This window comes from Rhodococcus olei (assembly GCF_039540555.1).
Lineage (GTDB): Bacteria > Actinomycetota > Actinomycetes > Mycobacteriales > Mycobacteriaceae > Rhodococcus_G > Rhodococcus_G olei.
The window spans coordinates 1-23783 of the sequence record NZ_BAABFB010000026.1; the positions used below are offsets into that span (position 1 = coordinate 1).

A 23783-nucleotide genomic window follows, 5' to 3' on the forward strand; every position below is an offset into this window, starting at 1 on the left:
CGGCCACGACGGGGAGCAACTCCGGGTGCGGACGCTCCGAGGTCGGCCAGACCAGAGCGACCCCGGTCGCGGCCAGGGCGACCCACGCGATCGTGTCGTGACCGGTGGCCACGATCAGCGGCGACCCAACCAGGAGCACTCCCGCGATCACGGCGTGACGGCCGGTGACCGGCCTGCCGAGCCACAGCCCGCGAGAGACGAACAGGGCCGCGACCGCGACCACGTACACCCACACCCGCGGCCCACCGAGGGGCCGGACCGTCACGACGACAACCACCACGAGCACGACGGCGGGCAGACAGACAGATCCGAGGCGCCGCCGACCGGCCGCCGCCGATCCGGCCCGGCGCCGGACCGTGTCGGGCGCCGACGTCCTCCGGTTCGTCTGGTCCGCGCCACCCGCCATGCCACCGTCCCCTCTCAGCCGACGCCACGCAGCCACTCCTCACGGGTGCGGGGCATCCCGCTCGCGCCGTGGTCGCCGGGGTGCACCGCGAGCACGGCGTGATCGTGATCCGACCCCGCTCGAACGCCACCGCGCTGGCCGCGAGGTAGCGCAGCCAGGTGCGGGCCCGCCCGGTACCGGCCAGGCGCACCGCCTCGTCCCAGGACCCCTGCAGGTTCGCCACCCAGTGCCTCAGCGTCACGCGGTAGTGTTCGCGCAGCGCCTCACGGTCCCGGATCTCGAATCCGGTTCGTTCCAGGGCCGCCGCCACCCGGCTGTAGATCAGCACCCCGACCGTCTCGTCGTCGCTCGATGCGATCAGGGCCGGGCGGTCGCGTGCGTCGATCAACTCGCCGCGCCGGGCGATCTGCGTGGTGTGCTGCGCCTGGAGGAATGACGCCAGGCGGGCTCTCCTGCGGGTACCTCATAGATGTCGACCATCGTCCTCATTTTCCTCGCCCCACCAAGGCTGACAGGTGGTTCCTCGCTCAGGACGTACTGCCGCTCGGCTCCTCCGGTCCCGACCATGATGGCGCCGACGTCTCTGCTGGTCAGAGTTCGCCGAGGAGAGCAGTGATGTTGTCGCCCAGGCCCGCGCGTAGCAGGTCCGGGTCGCCACCATCGAGCGGGATGACACCGGCGTCGAGGTGCACGGTGGCGGGCGCACGAGGGAACAGCAATGCCGCAGCGACGGCGACGGCCGCGACGCGGGCAGGCTGGAAACTGGGGTCGTCGCCCCCCAGCAGGCCGAGAGGATGGAAGGTCGGCAGATGCGTGTACGGGGCCCGGATTCGGTTCGCGGCGGAAATGCCGAGTTCACATTCGATGCCGCCCTCCCCCGACCCGAATTGACAGGGCCTCCTCTCCTCCGCTCCAACTGTCCTGGCTCCGGCGGGCGGTGTGGATTCGGTCCAACGGCTCGGCGGGCGCATCCCACATGACGGCTTCGTAGGTGTGGACGACGACGCGCTCGCTGCTCGGGTGCGGGTGGCTCGACACCGGCCGCGGAATGCGGACCCGGCCGGCGTGGTCGCTGGCGGCGAATAGGCGATCCCATTCGTTCTCGGCACGGAGGTCGAGTTCGGTGGCGGGGGTGTCCTCGTGCGCCTCTATCGTGAACGTGACCACATGGCGTCCTGCGTTGATCATGTTTCCGCAATGTACAGCGCTGCCACCGGATTCCGCGGCCCGGGATACCAACAGTGAGCCCAATTTGTGACGGGAACGACTTTGCTGCCCACCGACAATTCTGAGGTAGTGTGCACACCGCTCGGCACTCGGTGCGCCGGCACCGAGGGAAATGCAGGCTGTCGTCATCGTGTGGATATGTTCACCAGCCGAGGAAAGCACACCCGCCACCATTCTCGTGGGCGCGTCGAGCGCGGTTGATGTTTCGAATGAGTGAGGGGGAATCCGCCTGATGGCACGCAAGGTCACGGTCAGGGTCGTCGACGATGTGGACTCGGAGTCCGAGGCCGACCAGACCGTCGAGTTCTCCCTCGACGGCACCGGTTACGAGATCGACCTGACCTCCCACAATGCCGCCCGATTGCGGGACGACCTGGCAGTGTGGGTTGCACACGCCCGCCGAACCCCCGGCCGCGGCACCACCGCACCGACGTCGAAGCCCGCACCGACCGCGGCTCGGGCGAGGACGGTGATTGATCGAAACCAGGCCGCAGCTATCCGCGACTGGGCACGGCGCCACGGACACCCGGTGTCCGCCCGGGGCCGGATCGCCGCCGGCATCGTCGAGCTGTACAACTCGGCCCACACATCCTGAAGCTGCTTGCGTGGCCCGCGGCTCGGGGCGGGCTCGCCGGGTCGGGTGTTCAGAGTTCGCCGCGTAGGGCGGTGTTGTAGTCATCCAGGGCCGCGTGGAACCGGTCCGGGTCACCGCCGTCAAGTAGGGCGTCACCGGCGTCGAGGTGCATGGTCGCGCGCTCCAGCTCGCGCAGGGCGCGGTGTATTGCCTCCTCCGGCATCGCCACGACGAGAACGGAAGCCGTGTGGTCGGTGGCGGTGCGTTCGACCATCAGCGACCAGTCGGTGATCAGGGGCGGTCGCCTCGCGGCCGGACTGCACAATGCTCTCACGATCGAGCCCGGCGGCAGCGGCCGCAGCGGCGATTTCGGAGGCGATGACCAGCCCGGCGACTGTGCGGGCTACCACCGCCAGCAGCACGGTGTGAGGGCCCGGTAAGTCGAGCAGTTCGCGGCCGGGTTTCTCCTAGTGCCCGGTCTCCTTTCGGCAGCTTGGGTGGTAGCTATTCGCAGGCGATGCCGTCGCCGTCTCGGTCGAGTTTCGAGCTGTAGCCGGGCTGGCCGGCGTACAGCGGCGCCGCCCCCGCGGCCCGGACCGCCGCACAGTTCGCATAGGTGACGCTCGATCGCGGCACCGCCGCCGGCGCAGGCGCAGGCGGCGGCGCCACCACCGCGGAGACGGTGGCGGAGGGGCAATCGGCTGAACCCTGGCGATGGCGTCCTTCCTCGGCCTGCGTCACCCACAGGTTGTAGGCGGCCTTTGACCTCGACCTGGCGGGCGACGTAGGTGCAGCGGAAGGTCTTGTTCGGCGGCAACCACGTCGCCGCGTCCCCGTCGCCCTTCGGGTGGTTGATTGGGCCGTCGACCGGTTGAAGGTTGCGAGGGCCGTTCGCGAAGTCGCGGCGAGTCTGCTCGTCGAGCTGCTCCTCCCCTGCAGCCGGCCAGGAAGAGCCCGCCCGCGAGTGCGATCGAGCCCGCTCGAATAGGTCGGGCGAGACGACGGGCCGGACTGGACACGAGCGAACAACTCCACATCAGATGGAATCGGGTGATTCGGGCGGCTGACAGGCGATGCTTCCGCATGCTGCTACCCGCACAGCGGCAGACCAGGTGGTACCCGGAGTTTCATCTTTTCGAATGACGGAGCGGCGAGGGCCGAAACCTGCGTCGGCTCATGTGAGTTTGCTGCGCTACGCGTGACCCGGGAGGTCTCCTCGAACGATCGTCATGTGACGCCGGCAAGGGGCGCCGCGCCGCGCGGGCGAAGGCTACACCCTCCACTTGTTTAGCGTCTCACAGTAAACAATGGTTCACTACATGAAGTGAACACACATTTACCCTTGTAGCGCATAAGGATTGAGCCTTTGACAACTGTGACCCAGCTGATCGCGGACGAGACCGCGACCAGACGACCGAGCAGGACCGCGGCGATCACCGCGGTCCTGTGCCTGACCGGTACCGCCGTCTCCTTGCTGCAGACGATGGTGGTGCCACTGCTCCCCGAATTCCCGGCGATCTTCGGGGTCAGCCACGACGACAGCTCCTGGCTGATCACCATCACCCTGCTCACCGGGGCCGTCGGCACCCCGATCATCTCCCGCCTGGCAGACATGTTCGGCAAACGCCGAATGCTGCTGATCTCGCTGACGGCGATGATCGTCGGCTCGCTCGTCGCGGCCGCCGGCAGCACCTTCACTGCGGCCGTGATCGGACGCGGGCTGCAGGGATTCTCCGTCGCGTTGATCCCCATCGGCATCTCCATCATGCGCGACGAGCTACCGAAAGCCCGCGTGGCGGGGGCAACCTCGCTGATGAGCGCCACCCTCGGCATCGGCGCCGCGTTGGCACTGCCGCTGGCCGGGTTCGTCGACGCTCACCTGGGCTGGCAGGGCACCTTCTGGGTGCCCGCCGGCGTCGGTGTCGTCATGTTCGTCGCGGTGGCGCTGATCGTCCCGGAATCGTCGGTACGCACCCCCGGTCGCTTCGACCACCTGGGCGCGATCCTGCTGTCCGGCGGGCTGAGCACCTTGCTGGTGGGCATCACCAAGGGCGGCACCTGGGGCTGGACCAGCAAACCGACACTGCTGCTGTTCGGGGCCAGCGTACTGATTTTCGCATTGTGGTTCCCGCACGAGTTGCGGGTCGGTCGCCCCCTGGTGGATCTGCGGACCTCGGCGCGCCGACCGGTGCTGGCGACCAACATCGCGTCGGTGCTCGTCGGCTTCGCGATGTACGCCAACATGCTGCTGACCACCCAACAACTCCAGATGCCGCGGATTTCCGGGTACGGCTTCGAGATGACGGTGTTCGCCGCAGGCATCGCGATGATCCCCACCGGTGTGGCGATGGTGGTCTTCTCCCCGTCTCGGCGCTGATCACAAATCGGTTCGGGCCGCGGATCACCCTGATCACCGGCGCGCTCGTGATGGCCGTCGCCTACCTGTCGCGAGTGATCCTCACCGGCTCCGTCCCGGTGATCGTCATCGGGGCGACGCTGGTGAGCATCGGCACCGCGATCGCCTACGCAGCGATGCCGATGCTCATCATGCGGTCGGTACCGATCACCGAGACCGCCTCCGCCAACGGACTGAACTCACTGCTGCGGTCGATCGGCACGTCCACCTCCAGTGCCTTCGTCGCCGCGATCCTCACCACGATGGCGGTCGAACACGGGCCGTCGGTGGGGCTGCCGCGCCTCGCCGCGTTCGAGACCGCGTACGCGGCAACCGCCCTGTTCAGCCTGCTTGCCGCCGGCGTCGCGCTCGCCATCCCGCGGCAGCCGGAGTCCTCGGCCACCGCCACGGCGCGGCGCGCCGACACCGAGCAGCCCGGTGCCCAGGCCACCCGGGCGTTCGCCGAGGAAGCCGCGGACTCGCCCGGCACCGAGATCCTCGTCAGCGGCACGGTGATCGACGAGGCGGGCCTCCCCGTCCGGCAGGCGGTGATCAGCCTGCTCGACACCCGGGGCGAACCCGTCGACTGGAGCCGTGCAGGCAACGAGGGCCGGTTCTCGCTGGTGCTGCCCGCCCCCGGCCCCTATCTGGTGATCACCAGCGCCGACGGGTGGACCCCGCACTCCGAGGTGGTCGACTTCGCCGTCGCCACCAGCACCCACCGGATCACGATGCGTCAGCGCCTGAACATCTCCGGGCAGCTGCGCAGCGGTGGCCCAGCGCTGCCCGGTGGACTGGTCGCGCTGACCAAACCGACAGGCGAATTCGTTTCCTCGACCTTCAGCGACACCGACGGCCGGTTCGACCTGCCCCTGCCTTCCACCGGCCGGTACATCCTGACCGCCCTCGACCCGGTCCGGGAGGACGCCGCGACCCGGCAGGTCGCCGTCATCGGCGCCTGCGCCACCATCGACCTCGACCTGCGCCCAGCCTGCGTCCCGGTGGTAGTGCCGTGACATCCGCGGTCCGCAGCACCCGACAGGCCATCATCGACGCGGCCCGCGAACTGTTCGCCGAACACGGCTACAGCGCGCCCACCGTCCGTGAGATCGCCGAACACGCCGGATACTCCCCCGCGATGGTCATCAAGACCATGGGCTCGAAGGCCGAACTGTACGTCGCCGCGGCACCGCGCGATCCGCAGATCGACGACAACCTCCCCGACGAGCCGCCCGGATACCGAATGGTGCGGCGCATCGTCGACCGGCGCGACACCGACGCCTCCGACCCGTGGGCGATGGCCTCGTTCCTGATCCAGGACTCCCCCGACCCCGAATCCGCGCGGGAGGACACCCGGAACCGATACGTCACCTTCGTCGCCCAACAGATCGGCGACACCTCACCGGAACTGCGCCGCACCCAGTACGTGGTGTGCGCGCTGCTCGGATTGGCCACCGGCATCCGCACCTTCGGGGCCCTCGCCGACGTACCCGCCACCGACCTGATCGCTCGATACGGCGCCATCGTGCAGCAGATCATCGACGATCACTGAGCCGAGTCGGTGCCGCCGGTGTCGCACGGCAGCGTCGGGGTCACCCGCACTCCACCGCGCCATCGGAGGTCGCCGGGCACACTGTGGGTACAGGCGACGACTTCCATGAGGGTGAGGGCAGTCCTGTTGTAGCTCTGTGTCGTTCATGCAGTGACCACCCCGGCGTGCCTTCGAGCACGTCGATCTCGCGGGCCTGAGTCATGTCGGACCAAAGGTGGCACGGGGCCGGTCGACCTACGCCACCATCGGTTTCCTACCGGTGATTCCACATGTGATCTATCCTGTGTTCAGGAGGTGGACGACATGACCGTCGCAGACCCACGACCCGACCTGGCCGCCTACGCCGAGGTCGCCAGGATGAACACCGCACAACTGGTCGGCGCACTGCGGGACCTGCTCGGCGCGAAACTCGTCGCGTACCTCGGCGGGGTCAAGGAGACCCGGGCCGTCCGCCAGTGGGCCGACGGAACCCGGTCGATCGCTTCCGCCACGGACCTCGAACGTCTCCGGATCGCCTACCGTGCCGCCCGGATGATCACCGAGAGCGACAGCCCCGAGGTCGCGCAGGTGTGGTTCCTGGGCCTGAATCCGGCCCTCGACGACCGCTCCCCGGCCTGGCTGCTTCGCGAAGGAGACCTCGACGACGTCGGCCGGCAGGTGCTCGCAGCCGCCCGACACTTCGCGTCACTCGGATGACCAACCCTGGTCAGAGCCAGAGCATCGACACCAGCGCCGGACCCCTGCACTGCACACACCTGGGCGGCGAGCTGATCCACCGTGTCGGCTACGCCCCGAACCCGTGGGCGTGGACGCCCTGGCAGTACGCAGAGGACGGCCGCTTCAACGGTCGCTGGGACGACCCCGACGGGAACTGGCGCACCCTCTACGTCGGCGCGAGCCGCCTGGCCTGCTACCTCGAAGTCCTCGCCTTCGCGCGAGCCGACCCGAGGCTCGCCCTCGCCCTCGCCGACATCGACGAGGACCCCGACGACGCGGCCGCACACCCCACCGCGTCCGCCGGTGCGCTCCCGAAGAGCTGGTGCGAGCCGAGAGCGGTCGCCACCGGAGCGGTCACGGGCTGGTACGCGCTACCGGGTCACCACGAGTCCCTGCCCACGCTGCGGTCGAGGTTCCTGTCGCTGGCGCTCCATCACGGGCTGGCCGACGTCGATGCCGCGGCCGTCCGAGACAGCCGACCCCGCGCGTTGACACAGGCGATCTCCGGATGGCTCTACCTGCAGCAGACCCCGGACGGAGATGACGTCGCCGGCGTGCAGTTCCAGTCCCGCCATGGCGACGGCTTGGACCTGTGGGCAGTCTACGAGCGACCGCTGGACCCGGCTATCTCTCCTCGCCTGACCCCGATGAGGACGGACCCGGTTCGCCGCGACGACCCCGACCTGGTCGAGGCGATGCGGATCCACCGACTGCAGTGGGCGCCGTAGACCGGCCCCGACGACATTGACACGACACATCGCCCCTGCACCGCCCGAATTCGTCGGGTGGCGCAGCCGGCGCAGTCGCGGAACGCACCAATGCGCCGCTGCCTGCCCGGACGCCGCGGCTGGCTCGCGCAACGGGCATCGGCCGGTGACGGTCGAACGACGACCGGTTGTCGGACGGTTCCCCGGCGAGATCAGCGCCACTAGCCTCGACTTGGCCGTACTCGATCGCGCCTCGGGTAGCTGGCGACGCGGCGCAATGACACCGGCCCGCACCCGCCTGCTCCAAGACCTACGCCGCTCGCTCCCGGATACGGACGACGCCTGTCACCACAGCGGGGCGCCGAGCCGCCGCGTTCTGCCTCAGCGTGGCCGGCCGGCAGCGAGCGACAGATGCGTTGCGAGGGAATCCGACTTGTGCCGACTGGTTTACCGCGGTAAACGGCCTTGGATGCTCACCAGGTCGTCTCCCGAGACGCGGCTCAACGGACGTGCAGCCGGCGCCCGCTGCCGAACATCTGCCGGTGACCGGCCAGATCAGCGGCCAGTCCAATTCCGCCGTCCGGTGGCCACGGGTGGTCCCGCGGTGCGATGCCGGATCCGGGGGCCATCGGGTGCCGTATCCTCCGGACGTGACCTTGGATTCCCGCTCACTGGCCAGCGATCTGTCCCTGGCCGTCGTGCGTCTGTCGCGACATCTCCGCGGCCGCCGGGCGGATTCCCCGGTGACGTTGACGCAGCTGTCGGTGCTCACCCTTCTCGACGAGCACGGGCCGATGACGCCCGGTGGGATCGCGGCCAAGGAGCGGGTGCAACCACCGTCGATGACCCGGGTCATCGCGTCGCTCGCGGACGCGGGCATGGTGGCGCGCACGCCGCACCCCACCGACGGCCGGCAGATCATCGTGTCGCTGACCGACGCCGGTCACGCGCTGCTCGCCGACGAGACGAGCGCGCGGGAGAAGTGGATGACCGATCAGCTCGCCCATCTCGACGACGAGCAGCTCGAGGTCCTGCGCCGGTCGATCGACCTCATCGGCGGGATGGTCACCAACTCCGACTAGCTAGGTTTTCGGAGCCAATCCGACACCGATGCAACCGGCGCGGGCGGCTGCATCGTCGGGAAGTGTGGCCGCGGAGGACAGCGTGACCGCGACGCTCACCTTGTGGCCTGTGACGCCTGAGCCGAGCACCTGAGCCTGCGATCGCCCGCAGGACCCGGCCGTCTCACCTTGCCGAACCCCGATGCGTCGGGGTCGATTCGATGCGGATCCACCGGCTGCGCTGGGCCCGTAGACTCCCCCGCTCCCCCGCTCCCCCGCTTCCCCGCTTCCCCGCTCCGCCGTTCCGCCGTTCCGCCGTTCCGCCGTTCCGCCGTTCCGCCGTTCCGCCGAGCGCATGGACCCAGTGACGCGTGAGGTGGCCACGCCCGCCACTCGACACGGTCCGGGTCGGGTGGCACCCCGTCGGCCCGTTCGTCGGAGACACAGCTGACAACGCGGGTTACGAATTCTGCTGGCAATGTCGGTTCCGGTCCACAGACCGCACCCACGCAGTCACTCCCGTTCCGGTGTCGGAGATGATGAACCGATGGAGGTCGCTGCGGGCGAACCTGCGGTGGGGCTGTGGATGGCAGCGCTGCTCGAGACCGGCTGGGCAGCCCCGCCTGAGAGGCCGCGCGAGATGAGGCCGGGCCTGCTGCACGAACCGTACACAGCCCCTGACGTCGCGCGCTTCGGCCTTGCCGAAGCGATTGTCCACTCGGACTGCGGTTTTCGGGTGCAGGTGTAGCGGCAGATGGCTAGCGTGCGCTGAAGAGAGCGCGGTGGATTTCCTCGCTGGTCCTCGTCCCGGGAGTGGGTTCGGCAGCACCCCCGTTGACCAATACTCCTGCGGGCGTGTTGTTCTCGCGGGCAACCTCGGCCTGCAGGTCGGAGAAGAGTGGCCCGTCCAGATCGGTCGTCTTGATCACGGTGGTCCTTACTTGTCGTCCGGCATATGGCAGCAGGCTGATACAAGCCCGCACGAGACCTTAAACGGCCTTGTCGAAGACGTCCTTGCACGCGGTGGAAGGACTCGATCACTGATAGCGATCGTCTGGCGTACCGAGATCGCCGGGGTCGTGGCTCGCAACTCACTGTACGGCTCCCTCGAAACGTCGAGGCCGCCCACCCCTCTGGCGAGCGCCGGTGGCCGAAGGTAGTCGACCCTCTCGCGAGTACCCCAGGAACACAGGCCACCCGAGGCGGTGCGACAACCCCGCATCCGCGACCTGAGTCTGCGCAGCCCGAGGCGCGTCCCAGCGGACGAGGTCGCCGAACGTCTCCCCGAACGCGGCCTCGGCCGGCGGGGAGCATCGGTCTCACTCCCCGGCATCGGCTCCGGCGGTGCCGCACCTCCCGCTCATCGCGTCCACTGCGTCTCATTTGCTTAGGTCAACCAGGAACGCGCCCAGCACCGACGCAAAACGCGACGGGAACTGACCCGCCGACACGCCAAGCCGTGCCCGAACACACCAACGGAAACAGTTGCCGACAATTCGAGTTCGTCCTGACCCCGCTGAGGCCACCGTCTCCCGTCATCGGGATCATCGCCCGCCGACGGCGCCCACCTCGGCCGGATCCGGCGCACTCGGGACGCCGACGTGGGGTCGGGCCGATGTGTGCGGGAAGCGGTGACCGCTCTCGCCGCGTGCACCCGCCGCTCCCGATTCCGCGGCCCGCACCGCTGGGATGGCGCGGGCGAAGTCGAGACTCGTGTCGAGCGCACCGTGAACCGCATCCGTGTACGGCCGGGCGAGCGGCACGGACGCGCACCGAGACCACACCGCGACCGCACCACGCCATCGGCGCAGCACCCGGTCAGGCGGCCTCGACGCCCGCGTCCGTCAACGTGACCGCCCGCTCGTACCCCGTCGCGAGCAACATCAAGCACAGCGTCACCGGATCCGCGACCTTCCCCGGCGTCCGATCATCTCGGACATCGCCGACCCTGACGTACAGGCCGCACACCTCACCGTCGGTGAGTACCGGAGAGGCGGCGCCGCCGACTGTGAGCACGACCGGGCCGACCAGGGCGTCCTCGACCGCGGCCGGCGAGTCGACGACGTCGGACGGTCGGCGGATCATCAGATCGGCCACCGTCAGGACTGAACGCCACACTCTCGACCCATTTGGTGTGGCCCGTCAGACAGGGCTTACGAGTAGCCAGCCACGCTGTCACGCAGCCCGATAGCGCAATGTTCAGGGCAGCGTGGTCCAAGACGAGCCGGATGACGTCGTCTGCTCCTATTTGGGTCGGTCCGGGCTGACCCTGGACTACCGGAGCAAGTGGGCGTAGCCCTCGCGACGCTCGGCGGGGAGGAGGGTGTTCAACGCGAAGCGCACCTGGAGCCGGATGTACTCGTCGAGGGTGTAGACGGCAGCGAAATGCCAGTGCTTGAGTGCCCACCCGTGCGCGAGCAGCATGATGTCGAAGACCATCAGGTCCACATCGACGGGGTTCATCACGCCGGCCTCGATCCCGGCGTCGAGGGCGGCCCGCAACGGCGCTGACGATTCGACCTCGAGTTCCTTGATCCGAGCCCGTCCGGCGGAGTCGAGGGTGCGGCTCTCCCGATAGGTGAGGACCGTGGCGTCGAGGTTCTCGTCCACGATCTCCACGTACCGCCGAATCCCGGCGGCGACCCGCTCGACGGGGTCGTCGCCGACCGCGTCCATGGCCGGTTCGAGCTGGTCACGGAACGCGTTGAGGATGGCGAGGATCGTCGAGAGGAGGATCTCCTCCTTGTTCCCGAAGTACTTGTAGATCAGGCCCACGCTCACGCCGGCCTCGTCCGCCAGCGCCTGCATCGACATCTGGTGGAACCCGGTCCGTTGCATGACCTGGACCGCGGCGTCGAGCACCTGCTTACGTCGGGAGCTGGTCCGGACGGCACGCACGGCCTCGTCCACGGGTAGCGCGTCGTGGTCGGTGGTCATCGTGGTGCTCCTCGTTGCCGCTCGGTCGGCTCCACAGTACCGAGTGGCCGGCTCAATCACGGGTGGCGGGCACCCGACGCGGTCGGTGCCGTGACTACCGCGCACGGGCGATGAACCGGGCCAGCAGACCCGCGGTCTCCGGTGTCTCTATCAGGGTGCCGATCTCGTCGAGTTCCCGCGCGAATCCCCGGTCGCCCCGGGCGGCGACGATGCAGCGCTTGGCGGCCGCGTACGCGGCCGGCGGAAGCTGCGCGAGCCTGCGGGTGAGGGCCCGGGCTTCGGCCTCGACGTCGCCGTCGCTCGCCCACTGCACGATCCCCAGCCGCCGCGCCTCGACGCCGGTGACCAGTTCGGCGCCGAGGATGATCCGGCGTGCCACGGACGGGCCGGCGAGCCGGGTGAGACGTTGCGTGCCTCCCGCGCCGGGTAGGAGTCCGATACCCACCTCCGGCAGACCGAGTGTGACCGAGGCGCCCGCGACGCGGAAGTCGCAGGCGAGCGCGAGTTCCAGACCTCCACCAGTGGCGGCGCCGGCGAGGGCGGCGACCGACGGCTTCGGCAACGCCTCGATGCGAGCGAACGTGTCCTGGAGGCCCGCGGTGAACCTACGCAGTCGTGTTCCCCGGTCGGGCGCCGTGCTCCAGGAGTCCATCATGGCGATGTCCGCACCGCCGCAGAAGATCCGCTGCGCACTGCGGATCAGGACGGCCCGCACCGCGGGGTCCTCGCCGAGTGCCGTGACGGCGTCGGCGAGGGCCTGGGTCTGCGCCTCGTCGAAGGCGTTGGCCGGGGCGCGGTCGAGGGTGATGATTCCGATGTGGTCTTCGCGTTCGATCAGGACGCTCACGAGTTACTCCAGCAGATGTCGGTAGTCGGTGTGGATATGTTGCGGCAGAACGGTGTTCAGGGCGAACCTGGTCTGCAGCCGGATGTAGTCGTCGAGGCTGTAGAGCCGGCCGAAGTGCCAGCGCTTGAGCGCCCAGCCGTGGGCGAGCAGCACGAGGTCGAACACCATCAGATCGACGTCGACCGGGTTCATCACGCCGGACTCGATCCCGAGGGTCAGGACCTCGCGCAGCGGGGCGGAGGTGGCGATCTCGAGTCGCTTGAGGGTTTCCCGTCCGGCCCGGTCGAGGGTTCTGCTCTCGCGGTAGGTGAGGGCGACGGCGTCGATGTTCTCGTCGACGATCTCCACGAACCGTCGGATGCCCGCGGCCAGGCGTTCCACGGGATCCTCACCGGCCACGGTCATCGCCGGCTCGAGCTGATCCCGGAAAGCGTCGAGGATTCCGGTGATGGTGGCGAGGAGGATCTCCTCCTTGTTCCCGAAGTACTTGTAGATCAGGCCGACGCTGACGCCGGCCTCGTCGGCCAGCGCCTGCATCGACATCTGGTGGAACCCGGTGCTCTGCATGACCTTGGCCGCGGCCATCAGGATCTGCCGACGTCGGGAGTTGGCCCGGACCGCACGCACGAACTCGTCGATCGCCAGTTCGCCGGGATCGGCCGACACGGCGCCCTCCTCGTTGCTCGTCGGCGGTCGCTCAGATTCCGAGATCCTTGGCGACGATCGTCTTCATGATCTCGGTGGTGCCGCCGTAGATCGTCTGGATGCGGGCGTCGACGAAGGCGCGGGCGACCGCGTATTCACGCATGTACCCGTATCCGCCGTGCAGTTGCAGGCACCGGTCCGCGACGCGCACCTGCAGCTCGGTGGCCCACCACTTGAGCCGGGCCGCGCGGGCGGCGGTGAGCGTGCCATCGACGTGTTCGGCGATGCAGTCTTCGAGGTAGGTGCGGGCGATGTCGAGTTCGGTGGCCAGCTCGGCGAGGACGAACTGGGTGTTCTGGAAGCTCGAGACCGACTTGCCGAATGCCTTGCGCTCCTTGACGTAGGTGAGGGTCTCGGCGAGGACCCCCTCCGCGGCGGCGACCGCGCCGATCGCGAGCGACAGCCTCTCCTGCGGGAGGTTGTGCACGAGCTGGTAGAAGCCCTGCCCCTCGTCGCCGAGCCGGTTCGCCACGGGTACCCGCATGTCGGTGAAGGTCAGCTCGCTGGTGTCCTGTGCGTGCAGACCGATCTTCTCGAGGTTGCGTCCCCGGGAGAAGCCGGGGGTGCCGGCCTCGACGACGAGCAGGGTCAGCCCCTGGTGCGGGTCCTCGGAGGTGCGCGTGGCGACGACGAACAGGTCACCGTTCTGCCCGTTCGAGATGAACGTCTTCGCGCCGTTGACGACGTAGTGGTCGCCGTCCCGGACCGCGGTGGTGCGGATGCCGGTCAGGTCGCTACCGGTGCCGGGCTCGGTCATCGCGATGCCGAGGACGGTTTCGCCGGTGACCACGCCGGGGAGCCAGCGGGCCTTCTGCTCAGGGGTGGTCATGTCCACCAGATACGGCAGCACCACGTCGTTCTGCAGTGAGAAGGCGATTCCCGCCGCCGCGTTGCCCGCGCGATTGACCTCCTCGATCACGATCGCGTGGTAGCGGAAGTCGTCGACGCCTGGGCCGCCGAACTCCTCGGGGACGGGGAAGCCGAGCAGACCGAGTTTGCCGGCCTCCGTGAACAGGGACCGGTCGAGGCAGCTCGCCCGCTCCCAGTCCTCGTGTACCGGCGTGATCTTGTCCCGGACGAAGTCGCGGACCATCTCGCGGAACTGCAGGTGTTCGGTGTCGTACTCGAGTCGTGCGTTCATCGTTCACTCACTCCTGTCAGCGGAAGGCGTTCTCGCCGGTGAAGGCCTGACCGAGCACCAGCTGGTGCATCTCCGGAGTGCCCTCGTAGGTGAGGACGGATTCGAGGTTCACCATGTGCCGGATAACCGGGTACTCGAGTGATATTCCGTTGCCGCCGAGGATGGTTCGGGCGGTGCGGCAGATCTCGATCGCCTCGCGGGTGTTGTTCAGCTTGCCGAAGCTCACCTGCTCGGGGCGCAGCCCGACGCCGTCCTTCAATCGGCCGAGGTGCAGAGAGAGCAGCTGTCCCTTGTGCAGTTCGACGGCCATGTCGGCGAGCTTGGCCTGGGTGAGCTGGAAGCCGCCGATCGGTCGGCCGAACTGGGTGCGCTGCACCGAGTAGTCTCGTGCGGCCTCCCACGCGGAGCGGGCCGCGCCCATCGCGCCCCAGACGATGCCGTACCGCGCTTCGGAGAGGCTCTGCAGCGGCGCCTTGACACCGCGTGCCTCCGGCATCAGCGCGTCGGCGGGAAGCCGCACGTCGTCGAGGACGAGTTCACTGGTGACCGAGGCGCGCAGGGACAGCTTGTGCTTGATCGTGTTGGCGCTGAATCCCGGTGTGTCGGTGGGGACGATGAACCCGCGGATGCCCTCGTCGGTGTTCGCCCACACGACGGCGACGTCGGCGATGGAACCGTTCGTGATCCACATCTTGCGGCCGGTGAGAATCCAGTCGGATCCGTCCCGGCGGGCGCGGGTCTTCATCGCCGCGGGGTCCGAACCGACGTCCGGTTCGGTGAGCCCGAAGCAGCCGATCAGTTCGCCGGCCGCCATTCCCGGCAGCCATCGCCGCTTCTGCTCCTCGGACCCGTTGTTCCAGATGGAGAACATCGCGAGTGAGCCCTGCACGGACACGAGGGAGCGGATGCCGGAATCGGCCGCCTCGAGTTCGAGGCAGGCCAGGCCGTAGTGGACCGCGGACGAGCCACCGCACCCGTAGCCCTCGAGGTGCATGCCGAGGACGCCGAGCTGGCCGAAGCCCTTGGCGAGTTCACGGGCCACCGGCAGGTCGCCGACCTCGAACCAGTCGGCGATGTACGGGGTGACGTGTTCGGCGCAGAAGCCGCGCACGCTGTCGCGGACGGCGATCTCGTCGTCGGAGTACAACGAGTCGATGTTCAGCGGGTCGAGCGGGTCGAACGCGGGAAATGTGCTCTTGGTGCTCATCGGGTGATCCTCGAGTCGGTGGGGGCGGTGAACAGTCCGGCCGCGAACTCGTCGGCGGCTGTGGCGGTTGCCTTGTAGTGCAGCTTCTTACCGGTGGCCGAGACCGGCAGCGATTCGACGATCCGGTAGGCGCGGGGCCGCTTGAACGACGACAGCATGGGGTGTTCCCGGCAGTGCTCGTCGAGCCGGTCCGCGGACAGCGTGGGGTCGTCGGTGACGACATAGGCGACGACGATCCGTCCCCACCGTTCGTCGGGAACGCCGACCACGAGCGAGTCCACCACGGCGGGATGCTCGTTGAGCACCTCCTCCACCTGGACCGGGTGGACGTTCTCGCCACCGGAGATCAGCATGTCGTCCTTGCGGCCGACGATGGTGACGAACTCCTCGGCATCCCAGGTGGCGAGGTCACCGATGTGCAACCAGCCGTGGTGGAACTTGGACTTCTCCTGGTCGGGTGAGTCGAAGTAGGCGTTGGCGCACTTGGGGGAACGGACGATCACCTCGCCGACTTCCTCACCGTCGTGGGCGACGACGTCGTCGGCGTCGGCGAGCCGGTCCGGGTAGACGCGCACGACCCGGACGTCGTCGTCGGTGCATGCCCGCCCGGCGGTGCCGGCGTGCGCGGGGAGGTCGGCTGGGCGCAGGAAGGTGTTCCAGAACCCCTCGGTGCTGCCGTAACCGTTGAAGATCCGCGGATTGAGGACCTGCTGGTAGCGCAGTGCCGCCTCCTTCTCCAGCGGGGCACCCATCGTCACGATGCCGCGGAGGGAGGACAGGTTGCGCGGGCGCTGTTCTTGTGCGGAGGCCAGCATCGCGAGGTTGGTGGGGGCACCGATGAGGAACGTCAGACCGTGCTCCTCGACGAGATCGAGGACGCGGTCGGCGTCGAACGTTCGCAGCGGCACCACCTGGGCGCCGATGTAGAACGTCGGGTTGGGGCCGCCGGAGTACAGGCCGCCGCGGTGGAACCACGGTGTCATGTTCAGCGTCTTGTCCTCGGGGCCAAGCGGGAAGTGCATGATCACGTCGTGCGCGCTGAAGATCTCGATCATGCTGTTGAGCGGCACGCCCTTGGGCATCCCGGTCGTGCCTGAGGTGTAGAGGCGGGTGGTCTCGTCCCACACCGTCCGGCGCACCGGCGGCAGCGCGACCCGCTCGGCCGGCAGATCCCGGTACCGGACAACGGTGACGCCGCGGGCGGCGACCGGCTCGCCGTCGCCGACGGACACCAGCACCGCGGGAGTGTGCGACGCGCGGGCGAGCGCCCCCTGCACGCCTGGCGTGAGGTCGGTGTCGTACACGAACACTTTCGGGGTACTGGTGTCGAGCGCCAACGCGATCTCGCCCGCGGCGAGCCGGAAGTTCACCGGTGAGCCCACCGCGCCGACGGCCTGGACGGCGAGATAGAGCTCGGCGAACTCGATGCCGTTGAACAGCTGGTAGGCGACGACGTCGCCGGCGCGCACGCCCGCGTCCGCCAGGCCGGTGGCGATCCGGTCTACCCGCTCCCCCAGCTCCGCGTAGGTCCATTGCCGGCCGGTATCGGGATCGGTCACGGCGACGCGGTTCGCGTAACGCGTGGTGTTGCGCCGGAATCCGTTGAGGTACGTGAAGTCGTTCTCGAAGTACTCCCGGTAGGCCCGGGCGTTGTACGACGCGGTCATCTCTGACGTCCTCCCACACTCGTGTCCGGCGTCAGCCGGCCATGGTGAGGCCGCCGCTGACGCTGATCACCTGACCGGTGATGAACGACGCGGCCTCGGAGGCGAAGAACAGGACCGGTGCGGCGACCTCGTCGGGCCGGGCGAGCCGCCGGAACGGGATCGCCTTGATCAGGGCGGCCTTGAGCTTCTCGTCCTGCGCCTGGAACAGCGGGGTGTCGGTGGGACCGGGGCACACGCAGTTGACGCTGATGCCGTGACGGGCCATCTCGCGGGCGAGGGACTTGGTGAGCGCGATGACGCCGCCCTTGGCACCGGCGTAGATGGATTCGCCGGAGCTGCCGACCCGGCCCGCGTCGGACGCGAGGTTGATCACGCGGCCACCGGTGCCGGCCTCGATGATGCCGGGCAGGAAGGCACTGCACACGTGTACCGGGCCGAGGTAGTTGATCGCGACGACCTTCTCCGCGAATTGCGTTGTCGCGTTGAGAAATTGATCGGTCCGGTCCCAGCCGGCGGCGTTGACGACCACAGTGGGTACGCCCACCTCGGCGTGGGCGCGGTCGCGCAGTTCGTCGACCTGGGTGCGATCGGCGACATCGACGGGCAGCGCTGTGATCAGCTCGGGGCATTCCTTGGCGGTGGCTTCGGCCGCCGCGAGGTCGAGGTCGGCGGCGACGACACGGTCGCCCTGTGCGGCGAAGGCGAGTGCGATGGCCTTGCCGATTCCGGAACCGGCGCCGGTGACCAGTGCGATGTTGCTCATGGTGCAGTCCTCTCGGATCGGGAGCGAAGTCGGGAAGGTTCAGGCCTTGACGAACTTGGCGAAGTCGGCGGGGCGCTTCTCGGCGAACGCCTTGGCGCCCTCGAGACCCTCGTCCGACTTGCCGAACAGGTCGAGTGCGGACATCGCGAGATTGCTCAGACCGGCCTGGTGGTCGGTGTCGGCGTTGAAGGACTGCTTGAGGAACTTGATCGCGGTCGGGCTCTTCTCCGCGATCTCGGCGGCGATCGCCTTGGCCTCCTCGAGCAGCTTGTCCTGGGGGACGACCCAGTTGACCAGGCCCCAGCGCTCGGCGGTGGCGGCGTCGTACTGGCGGCACAGGTACCAGATCTCCCGGGCCCGCTTCTCGCCGACGACGCGGGCGAGGAACGCGGAGCCGAAGCCGGCGTCGAAGGAGCCCACCTTGGGTCCGGCCTGTCCGAACCTGGCGTTCTCCGAAGCGATCGTGAGGTCGCACAGCACGTGCAGGACGTGGCCGCCGCCGACGGCGACCCCGTTGACCGCCGCGATGACCGGCTTCGTGATGTCGCGAATCAGCTTGTGCAGGTTGCCGATTTCGAACATTCCGCTCTCGGTGGGGCCGTAGTCGCCGGTCTCGGCGCGCTGCTTGACGTCGCCGCCGGTGCAGAACGCCTTCTCGCCGGCGCCGGTGAGGATGATCGCGGAAACGCGGCTGTCGGCCCAGGCGGCGCGGAAGGCCTTGATCAGTTCCTCGACGGTCTTGCCTCGGAAGGCGTTGTAGCGGTGGGGGCGGTCGATCGTGATGACAGCGGCGGGGCCGTCGATCTCGTAGGTGATGTCCTCGAAGACGCTCATGATGACTCCTCGTGATCGCGAATGGGAAAGAGAATTGAATGTCTCTTCACATATAGTGAATAGTCATTCACTGGTTATGAACGTACATTCACACCCCGGTTGTGTCAAGGGTCACAAGGACTGGATTCCCTCGACATGACACACCGGAACCGAGGCAGTCGGTACGCCCGCGAAGACCGAGGCGGACGCCGAATACATCGACAGGACAACGGAACCCGAGACGCGACACGAAGTCCACACCTCGTCGGGGCGATCGAACAGCGAAGGGCCCGGGTATCGAGGAGATACCCGGGCCCTTCGAACTCGTGGGGGTCAGAGAAAGGCGCTGATCCCGGTCTCGACCCGACCGATCAGCAGCTTCTGGATCTGGCTCGTGCCCTCGTACAACGTCATCACCCGGGCGTCACGCATGTACTTCGCGACGGGGTACTCGTCGACGTAGCCGTAGCCACCGAAGACCTGAATCGCACTGTTGGCGGCCCGCACCGCCGCCTCGCTGCAGAAGTACTTCGCCTTCGAGGCGGCCGTGCCGAATGGCTCGCCGCGCTCGATCAAGTCGGCGGCACGCCACGTCAACAATCGGCCGGCATCGGCATCGACAGACATGTCCGCGATCATGTCCTGGATCATCTGGTACGACGCGATGGGCCGATCGAACTGCTTGCGGTTCTTCGCGTAGTCGACCGCGGCCTCGAGGCAGCCCTGGACGATGCCGACACACCCGGCGCCGACCGAGACCCGACCCTTGTCGAGCGAGTGCATCGCGATCGAGAAGCCCTCCCCCTCGCCGCCGAGCATCGCGCTCACCGGGACCTTCATGTCGGTGAAGTACAACTCCGCGGTCGCCTGTCCCCGCAGCCCGAGTTTGCCGTGAATCTCCCGCGCTTCGAAGCCCGGCGTGTCGGTGGGCACGAGGAAGGCGGACACACCCTTCGGGCCTGGACCTCCGGTGCGCGCGAACACGAGACACAGGTTCGCCCACGTGCCGTTGGTGATGAAGATCTTAGACCCGTTGACGACGTAGTGGTCGCCGTTGCGCACCGCACGCGTCTTGAGATTGCCCGGGTCCGAACCGTTGTCGGGCTCGGTGAGGCCGAAGCACGCGAGGACCTCGCCGGTGGCGATGCGCGGCAGCCACTCGCGCCTCTGATCCTCGGTGCCATGGGAGAGAATCACCTTGCCCACCAGCCCCATCGACACCGACACGATGCCGCGGACCGCGGAGTCGGCGCGACCGAGTTCCTCCATCCCGATGCAGTAGGTGATGTAGTCGCCGCCGAGTCCGCCGTACTCCTCCGGGATGGTCATCCCGAAGAACCCGATATCGGCGAGCTTCGGGACGATCGAGATGTCCACCGACTCCGCGCGATCCCAGGCCGCGCGGTGCGGGACGACCTCCTTGTCGAGGAAGTCGCGGGCCAGTTGCCGGAAGCTCCGCTGTTCCTCCGTCAGCGTCAGATCCATGAGGACTCCTTCGGGGCACCACACGTGCGATTCGGGCCGGGGTGCGTCGGGGGTACGAGATCGAACAACCAGAATGAATGGTCATTCACCTCTAGTGAATGTAGGTTCGTTTTGCAATCCGTGTCAAGGGTCCCGCGGCCCGAGCCTGGTTCTGGCAAATCGCGGACTCGCCTGATGCCTCCGCGCAACTCGGCCGTTGTCCCAACCTGTGAAGGCCATCTGTTCGAGTGGACCAACACTCCCGGCGATGAGCCCTGGCTGCTCCGCCTGTGCAGCGTCGAACTGGCGACGGTGATCTTCACCAAGCAGCACGTCGTCGAACGAGTGCTCGAGAAGGTGGGGTCCGAGTTCGTGCGCGACCTTCGATCTGCGTCGCACGGTCGTGTGGGTGTCGTTCTCAACGATGACCCGGCCGGATCCGAGCGGTACTCCTGGTCTAGGGACGCTGGCGACAGCAGCGGCCGGCCGTTCTTCGCGGCCGTGCGACGCGGTGCAGCGATCACGTACGTTGAGCTGCGCAGCTGAGACGTCAGGGAGACCACATCCGACTACCGTTCCCTGTATGGGGACCACGTTCCACGGGCCAAGCCCATGGCCGCACATCACCGCCGCGCTCCACACGAAAGGGCCCAGATACGCGGCCATCGCCTACCTGGGCACCGACGCCCCCGATCTGCTCCCGCTCCGCGCCGGTGACCTCCTGATCGTCAACGCCGCCCGCGCCGCAGTGCGCGCACACGCCACCTCCCCCACCGCCCTCGCCCACTTCGTAGCGAAGGGGGTGCGGGTGCTGTCCTCACCGAACCTGCACGCCAACGTCATCACCACCACCAAGCAGGCGATCGTCGGATCCGCAAGCGCATCGCGCAGCTCCACCCTCGCCGACGAGGCCGTGATCATCACCGACGACCCCGAAACAGTCGCGTCCGCCCGCACATTCATCGACAACATCGACCAAACCACCGTCGTCGACGAGGTGTTCATCGACAACGCCACAGCCATCTGGGCAATCGGCCGAGCCGTCCCACTGCAGGGAATCGGCCGGCGGCAACGCGCCAGAAACGATCTCCTACCGACCCCCGTCGATCGGATGTTCGTGTGGCACACCACCGACCATCAACCGGACCCCGACGAGTCACTGACCTGGGCAGCACACACGAGCCTCACAACAACGGGACCGACCGCGGAACACCCGACCGAGTGGTTCCGAATCGACAGACCCGACAGCAGGAACCAGGGCCAGCTCGAACGCGGCGACGTCCTCCTCCAGGTCACCGCCGACAACACATGGATTCACCCGCCCGCGGTCGTCGACTCCGACCCCATCTCGATTCCACACAGCCCTCACGCGGTCGCATACCTGCTGCGCACCCGAGCGGATCTGGAACCGCTGCCAGTACCGGAAGCCGAGACGCGACTCGCCGACCTCGGTCACCCCAACCCCAGACTCCGCGCCGACCACCGAATCGTCTCCCCCAGCCTTCGCTCCGCGCTGCTACGACTCTGGAACCTCTGACCAACGTTCGCGGACCGCTGACACGACGACACTCACGGAAGCGTCAACACCTCCGGGCCTTGACGGCCTCATCGGGGCGTGACGACGGCCGGTCCAGAGCCTGGCGACAAGCGCCCTCGGCGCCGCCCCGCTCGCCCTCGACACCAGGGGTCGAGCCGGCAGGACACTTCTCTGATGGGTGCCGTCGGGTTGATCGCCGTACAGTTTGATCTTGGTGCGCTCCAGAGGGGGCGGTGCACCGCACCAGGCTCCGGCGGCGCCACTTCGGCGGCGCCGGAGTCGTCGGCGGTAACCGTGTCGGGACGACTGCAAATCCCACCCCACAACTTGGAGTTTCCCGTTTTCGATGTCCGTGCGGTATGTGAACACCTCCCCGCGGGCAGAGATGAGAGCCGTAAGAAGGGTCAGTCGCGGGCGCAGACCTGTTGAGCACCGTCAGCGCGGGGCTCCGGCCGAACTTGCCTGGGTCGAAGAGTTTCTGCGAACTGCTGCGGCGACAGCGACGGCGCGGCCCTCACGGCACGTGAGCACAAGCTCGTCGCGACGGCCCGTCGGCTGCGGCGCCAGCTACACGCGCGGGCTGGACCAATGACACAGCCCGTCACACGCCTCGAGCGCGTCGGCCCACGGTGCCTCGCGGGGCCCGTCCGTGGCCATGGAAAGTCCCCCACGGGTGGCCGGATAGCGGTCCGGCGACGGCCAGGTAGGTCTCGTGTCGGCCGCTGATTCTCCAACTCTGGTAGGAATCCGCAGGGAGGGTGGTTTCCTCCTCCCAATGCGGGGAACGGTTCTGGACGATGCTATGTCCCGCACAGACAGGTGCCGACCTGGCCTGCGTCGAGGTGGGAAACGGCGCCATGCCGGTGTCTCAGGAGTTCTCGTTCCGTGCTTGCGTGATCCACGCGGCAATCTGTGCGCGGGAGGCGAATCCCAGCTTGGTCAGGAGATGTTCGACGTGCCCCTGTGCGGTGCGGGGCGAGATCGTCAGGCGGGCGGCGATCTCCTTGTTGGTCAGTCGCTCGGCGATCAGTTCGGCGACCTCACGCTCGCGTTTGGTCGCTTTCGCCGACGGACCCGCGGCTGTTGACGGGGAAGGGGGCGGCTCGCCCAGCGCGTAGGCGATAGCGGCATCGAAGTCGAGCCGCGTCGCTATCGACGGTGCGATGTCCGGGACCCCGAGCGAGGGCACATCGCTCGGCACCACAGGGATCTCGCCCGGGCGTGTCACGCACCCCGCGATCGAGGACGTCTCGACCACCCCGACGGGGCCGGGGCTGACTCTCCCAGGATGCAGCAACCGGGGCCTGCTCACCATGCGGCCCCGGGCTCCGGCCCGGCCCCGATGCACCGGAAGCAGCCGCGCCGGGGACCCCACCCGGTCCCCGACGCGACGCGATCGCCGCCGGCGGCGCACTGGCCACGACCGCAGAGCGAACGCCGCGCTCCCCCGGCCCCACCTGCTCGGTCAGCTGAATGCGGCCAGCGCGGCGACCACTCCCAGTGCCGCACCGACGCCACCGATGACGGTGCCGAGGCCGCTGACGACCGGCTGGATCTTCTTGATCATTGCGAGGTCTGAATCGGAGGAACCCATTTTTCTTCTTCCCTTGTTCGGAATCCATCGGCACGGTGCCGTGGTCTCGGAGCCTCGACCGTCTGTGGGGGCGAGGCGGTGGTGGGCAGGGCTACGGCGTTCGCCGTGCACCTGTCCGGTGGAGGGAACCCGTTGCCGCGTCGGGGCGGCACCGCGCGTGTGACGGGCGGCGCGTCGGGCCGGTGAGTTCGACGGTTGCTCTCTCACTCGTTGACGGCCGCGGCGGAACTGAGCCGCGCAGCCGTGTCCAGCGCGTTCCAGGCGGCATCGACGCGTCTGACGGTGACCTCGTCGGCCGCCCCCAGCAGGGCGTCCAGCAGGGAACGCGGATCGCGTCGCCAGGCGTGCGCTGCGCTCGCCACGACGAGGTTGGTGAACAGACCCGACCAGGCCAGCGCACGTCGTCGATCTCACCGCGGTGGATGCGGTCGACGGCATCGTCGGCGATTCCGTCCGCGACGAAATCGCG

General features: G+C 68.2%; 27 protein-coding genes and 4 pseudogenes. 10 read left to right on the plus strand and 21 right to left on the minus strand.

Annotated elements, in window-relative coordinates; genetic code table 11:
• Together ABD951_RS06320 and ABD951_RS06325 are read right to left on the minus strand one after the other, a co-directional pair.
• Window positions 1-406, minus strand: a pseudogene (locus ABD951_RS06320) (hypothetical protein); the annotation flags it as partial.
• A 160-nt stretch (window positions 407-566) separates the two neighbouring features.
• A pseudogene (locus ABD951_RS06325) lies at window positions 567-734 on the minus strand (class I SAM-dependent methyltransferase); the annotation flags it as partial.
• Here ABD951_RS06325 and ABD951_RS06330 point away from each other — a divergent pair.
• Entirely contained in the window at window positions 654-842 is a 189-nt protein-coding gene (locus ABD951_RS06330; protein ID WP_345342945.1) for a hypothetical protein, read from the plus strand. The pseudogene ABD951_RS06325 and the gene ABD951_RS06330 sit on opposite strands and share 81 nt — an antisense overlap.
• A gap of 154 nt (window positions 843-996) precedes the next feature.
• On the opposite strand, the gene ABD951_RS06335 is transcribed toward ABD951_RS06330, so the two are convergent.
• Complete coding sequence (locus ABD951_RS06335; protein WP_345342919.1) at window positions 997-1125, minus strand: hypothetical protein; 129 nt, start codon at window positions 1123-1125, stop codon at window positions 997-999.
• 136 nt (window positions 1126-1261) lie between these two features.
• A complete protein-coding gene (locus tag ABD951_RS06340; RefSeq protein WP_345342920.1) occupies window positions 1262-1594 on the minus strand; it encodes a hypothetical protein in 333 nt (110 codons plus the stop codon).
• Between the two features lie 271 nt (window positions 1595-1865).
• On the opposite strand from ABD951_RS06340, the gene ABD951_RS06345 reads away from it, so the two are divergent.
• Window positions 1866-2228, plus strand: coding sequence for a histone-like nucleoid-structuring protein Lsr2 (locus ABD951_RS06345; protein ID WP_345342921.1), 363 nt, complete (start codon window positions 1866-1868; stop codon window positions 2226-2228).
• A gap of 49 nt (window positions 2229-2277) precedes the next feature.
• Here the strand turns inward: ABD951_RS06345 and ABD951_RS06350 are convergent, their stop codons facing one another.
• Both ABD951_RS06350 and ABD951_RS06355 read right to left on the minus strand, forming a co-directional pair.
• The gene (locus tag ABD951_RS06350) at window positions 2278-2481 is read right to left on the minus strand and encodes a hypothetical protein (RefSeq protein ID WP_345342922.1); all 204 of its coding nucleotides are present in this window, start codon (window positions 2479-2481) and stop codon (window positions 2278-2280) included.
• 230 nt (window positions 2482-2711) lie between these two features.
• Window positions 2712-3141 (minus strand): annotated as a pseudogene (locus ABD951_RS06355) (excalibur calcium-binding domain-containing protein); the annotation flags it as partial.
• Window positions 3142-3582: 441 nt separating this feature from the next.
• Between ABD951_RS06355 and ABD951_RS06360 the strand changes: the two are divergent.
• The 5 genes from ABD951_RS06360 (at window position 3583) to ABD951_RS06380 (ending at window position 7599) form a co-directional block, all read left to right on the plus strand.
• The gene (locus tag ABD951_RS06360; protein ID WP_345342943.1) at window positions 3583-4584 is read left to right on the plus strand and encodes an MFS transporter; all 1002 of its coding nucleotides are present in this window, start codon (window positions 3583-3585) and stop codon (window positions 4582-4584) included.
• A 32-nt stretch (window positions 4585-4616) separates the two neighbouring features.
• On the plus strand, window positions 4617-5618 hold the full coding sequence (locus ABD951_RS06365; RefSeq protein ID WP_345342944.1) for an MFS transporter: 1002 nt from the start codon (window positions 4617-4619) through the stop codon (window positions 5616-5618).
• The gene (locus ABD951_RS06370; protein ID WP_345342923.1) at window positions 5615-6154 is read left to right on the plus strand and encodes a TetR/AcrR family transcriptional regulator; all 540 of its coding nucleotides are present in this window, start codon (window positions 5615-5617) and stop codon (window positions 6152-6154) included. Before ABD951_RS06365 ends, ABD951_RS06370 begins: the two co-directional genes overlap by 4 nt.
• 303 nt (window positions 6155-6457) lie before the next feature.
• Window positions 6458-6850, plus strand: a complete 393-nt coding sequence (locus ABD951_RS06375; protein WP_345342924.1) for a hypothetical protein — start codon at window positions 6458-6460, stop codon at window positions 6848-6850.
• Window positions 6847-7599, plus strand: coding sequence for an RES domain-containing protein (locus tag ABD951_RS06380; protein WP_345342925.1), 753 nt, complete (start codon window positions 6847-6849; stop codon window positions 7597-7599). The genes ABD951_RS06375 and ABD951_RS06380 overlap by 4 nt, the downstream gene beginning before the upstream one ends.
• Before the next feature lie 479 nt (window positions 7600-8078).
• Here the strand turns inward: ABD951_RS06380 and ABD951_RS06385 are convergent, their stop codons facing one another.
• Window positions 8079-8207: a hypothetical protein gene (locus tag ABD951_RS06385; protein ID WP_345342926.1), complete on the minus strand. Its 129-nt coding sequence runs from the start codon at window positions 8205-8207 to the stop codon at window positions 8079-8081.
• 21 nt (window positions 8208-8228) lie between these two features.
• On the opposite strand from ABD951_RS06385, the gene ABD951_RS06390 reads away from it, so the two are divergent.
• Entirely contained in the window at window positions 8229-8660 is a 432-nt protein-coding gene (locus tag ABD951_RS06390; RefSeq protein WP_345342927.1) for a MarR family winged helix-turn-helix transcriptional regulator, read from the plus strand.
• A 737-nt stretch (window positions 8661-9397) separates the two neighbouring features.
• Here ABD951_RS06390 and ABD951_RS06395 read toward each other — a convergent pair.
• The 11 genes from ABD951_RS06395 to ABD951_RS06445 all read right to left on the minus strand — a co-directional run bounded on the left by ABD951_RS06395 (window position 9398) and on the right by ABD951_RS06445 (window position 20204).
• A complete protein-coding gene (locus ABD951_RS06395) occupies window positions 9398-9568 on the minus strand; it encodes a hypothetical protein (protein ID WP_345342928.1) in 171 nt (56 codons plus the stop codon).
• 889 nt (window positions 9569-10457) lie between these two features.
• Window positions 10458-10736, minus strand: coding sequence for a hypothetical protein (locus ABD951_RS06400; RefSeq protein ID WP_345342929.1), 279 nt, complete (start codon window positions 10734-10736; stop codon window positions 10458-10460).
• A 177-nt stretch (window positions 10737-10913) separates the two neighbouring features.
• On the minus strand, window positions 10914-11576 hold the full coding sequence (locus tag ABD951_RS06405; protein WP_345342930.1) for a TetR/AcrR family transcriptional regulator: 663 nt from the start codon (window positions 11574-11576) through the stop codon (window positions 10914-10916).
• 94 nt (window positions 11577-11670) lie between these two features.
• A complete protein-coding gene (locus ABD951_RS06410; protein WP_345342931.1) occupies window positions 11671-12423 on the minus strand; it encodes an enoyl-CoA hydratase/isomerase family protein in 753 nt (250 codons plus the stop codon).
• Window positions 12424-12426: 3 nt separating this feature from the next.
• Complete coding sequence (locus ABD951_RS06415; protein WP_345342932.1) at window positions 12427-13089, minus strand: TetR/AcrR family transcriptional regulator; 663 nt, start codon at window positions 13087-13089, stop codon at window positions 12427-12429.
• A 31-nt stretch (window positions 13090-13120) separates the two neighbouring features.
• Window positions 13121-14269, minus strand: a complete 1149-nt coding sequence (locus ABD951_RS06420) for an acyl-CoA dehydrogenase family protein (RefSeq protein ID WP_345342933.1) — start codon at window positions 14267-14269, stop codon at window positions 13121-13123.
• A 16-nt stretch (window positions 14270-14285) separates the two neighbouring features.
• On the minus strand, window positions 14286-15476 hold the full coding sequence (locus ABD951_RS06425; protein ID WP_345342934.1) for an acyl-CoA dehydrogenase family protein: 1191 nt from the start codon (window positions 15474-15476) through the stop codon (window positions 14286-14288).
• Window positions 15473-17143 carry a class I adenylate-forming enzyme family protein gene (locus tag ABD951_RS06430; RefSeq protein ID WP_345342935.1) on the minus strand — a complete coding sequence of 557 codons (1671 nt, stop codon included), beginning with the start codon at window positions 17141-17143 and terminating at the stop codon, window positions 15473-15475. Before ABD951_RS06430 ends, ABD951_RS06425 begins: the two co-directional genes overlap by 4 nt.
• 31 nt (window positions 17144-17174) lie before the next feature.
• A complete protein-coding gene (locus ABD951_RS06435) occupies window positions 17175-17906 on the minus strand; it encodes an SDR family NAD(P)-dependent oxidoreductase (protein WP_345342936.1) in 732 nt (243 codons plus the stop codon).
• A gap of 39 nt (window positions 17907-17945) precedes the next feature.
• Window positions 17946-18740, minus strand: coding sequence for an enoyl-CoA hydratase-related protein (locus ABD951_RS06440; RefSeq protein ID WP_345342937.1), 795 nt, complete (start codon window positions 18738-18740; stop codon window positions 17946-17948).
• Between the two features lie 312 nt (window positions 18741-19052).
• Complete coding sequence (locus ABD951_RS06445; protein WP_345342938.1) at window positions 19053-20204, minus strand: acyl-CoA dehydrogenase family protein; 1152 nt, start codon at window positions 20202-20204, stop codon at window positions 19053-19055.
• Between the two features lie 174 nt (window positions 20205-20378).
• Here ABD951_RS06445 and ABD951_RS06450 point away from each other — a divergent pair, with 174 nt between their 5' ends.
• Together ABD951_RS06450 and ABD951_RS06455 are read left to right on the plus strand one after the other, a co-directional pair.
• Window positions 20379-20729, plus strand: a complete 351-nt coding sequence (locus ABD951_RS06450) for a hypothetical protein (protein ID WP_345342939.1) — start codon at window positions 20379-20381, stop codon at window positions 20727-20729.
• Between the two features lie 37 nt (window positions 20730-20766).
• A complete protein-coding gene (locus ABD951_RS06455; protein WP_345342940.1) occupies window positions 20767-21720 on the plus strand; it encodes a phospholipase D-like domain-containing protein in 954 nt (317 codons plus the stop codon).
• A gap of 868 nt (window positions 21721-22588) precedes the next feature.
• On the opposite strand, the pseudogene ABD951_RS06460 reads toward ABD951_RS06455, so the two are convergent.
• From ABD951_RS06460 to ABD951_RS06470, 3 genes and pseudogenes are all read right to left on the minus strand, one after another.
• Window positions 22589-22861, minus strand: a pseudogene (locus tag ABD951_RS06460) (response regulator transcription factor); the annotation flags it as partial.
• 324 nt (window positions 22862-23185) lie between these two features.
• Window positions 23186-23314, minus strand: a complete 129-nt coding sequence (locus tag ABD951_RS06465; protein WP_345342941.1) for a hypothetical protein — start codon at window positions 23312-23314, stop codon at window positions 23186-23188.
• Window positions 23315-23517: 203 nt separating this feature from the next.
• Window positions 23518-23676: a hypothetical protein gene (locus ABD951_RS06470; protein WP_345342942.1), complete on the minus strand. Its 159-nt coding sequence runs from the start codon at window positions 23674-23676 to the stop codon at window positions 23518-23520.
• Window positions 23677-23783 lie beyond the last annotated feature (107 nt).

Excerpts from the sequence above, each read along its gene's own strand:
- ABD951_RS06350 (WP_345342922.1), bottom strand. The coding sequence starts at position 2,481 with ATGGTCGAACGCACCGCCACCGACCACACGGCTTCCGTTCTCGTCGTG.
- ABD951_RS06375 (WP_345342924.1), top strand. The coding sequence starts at position 6,458 with ATGACCGTCGCAGACCCACGACCCGACCTGGCCGCCTACGCCGAGGTC.
- ABD951_RS06435 (WP_345342936.1), bottom strand. The coding sequence starts at position 17,906 with ATGAGCAACATCGCACTGGTCACCGGCGCCGGTTCCGGAATCGGCAAG.
- ABD951_RS06385 (WP_345342926.1), bottom strand. The coding sequence starts at position 8,207 with ATGGCCCCCGGATCCGGCATCGCACCGCGGGACCACCCGTGGCCACCG.
- ABD951_RS06405 (WP_345342930.1), bottom strand. The coding sequence starts at position 11,576 with ATGACCACCGACCACGACGCGCTACCCGTGGACGAGGCCGTGCGTGCC.
- ABD951_RS06340 (WP_345342920.1), bottom strand. The coding sequence starts at position 1,594 with ATGATCAACGCAGGACGCCATGTGGTCACGTTCACGATAGAGGCGCAC.
- ABD951_RS06465 (WP_345342941.1), bottom strand. The coding sequence starts at position 23,314 with ATGGGTTCCTCCGATTCAGACCTCGCAATGATCAAGAAGATCCAGCCG.
- ABD951_RS06440 (WP_345342937.1), bottom strand. The coding sequence starts at position 18,740 with ATGAGCGTCTTCGAGGACATCACCTACGAGATCGACGGCCCCGCCGCT.
- ABD951_RS06425 (WP_345342934.1), bottom strand. The coding sequence starts at position 15,476 with ATGAGCACCAAGAGCACATTTCCCGCGTTCGACCCGCTCGACCCGCTG.
- ABD951_RS06420 (WP_345342933.1), bottom strand. The coding sequence starts at position 14,269 with ATGAACGCACGACTCGAGTACGACACCGAACACCTGCAGTTCCGCGAG.
- ABD951_RS06430 (WP_345342935.1), bottom strand. The coding sequence starts at position 17,143 with ATGACCGCGTCGTACAACGCCCGGGCCTACCGGGAGTACTTCGAGAAC.
- ABD951_RS06455 (WP_345342940.1), top strand. The coding sequence starts at position 20,767 with ATGGGGACCACGTTCCACGGGCCAAGCCCATGGCCGCACATCACCGCC.
- ABD951_RS06445 (WP_345342938.1), bottom strand. The coding sequence starts at position 20,204 with ATGGATCTGACGCTGACGGAGGAACAGCGGAGCTTCCGGCAACTGGCC.
- ABD951_RS06450 (WP_345342939.1), top strand. The coding sequence starts at position 20,379 with ATGCCTCCGCGCAACTCGGCCGTTGTCCCAACCTGTGAAGGCCATCTG.
- ABD951_RS06380 (WP_345342925.1), top strand. The coding sequence starts at position 6,847 with ATGACCAACCCTGGTCAGAGCCAGAGCATCGACACCAGCGCCGGACCC.
- ABD951_RS06345 (WP_345342921.1), top strand. The coding sequence starts at position 1,866 with ATGGCACGCAAGGTCACGGTCAGGGTCGTCGACGATGTGGACTCGGAG.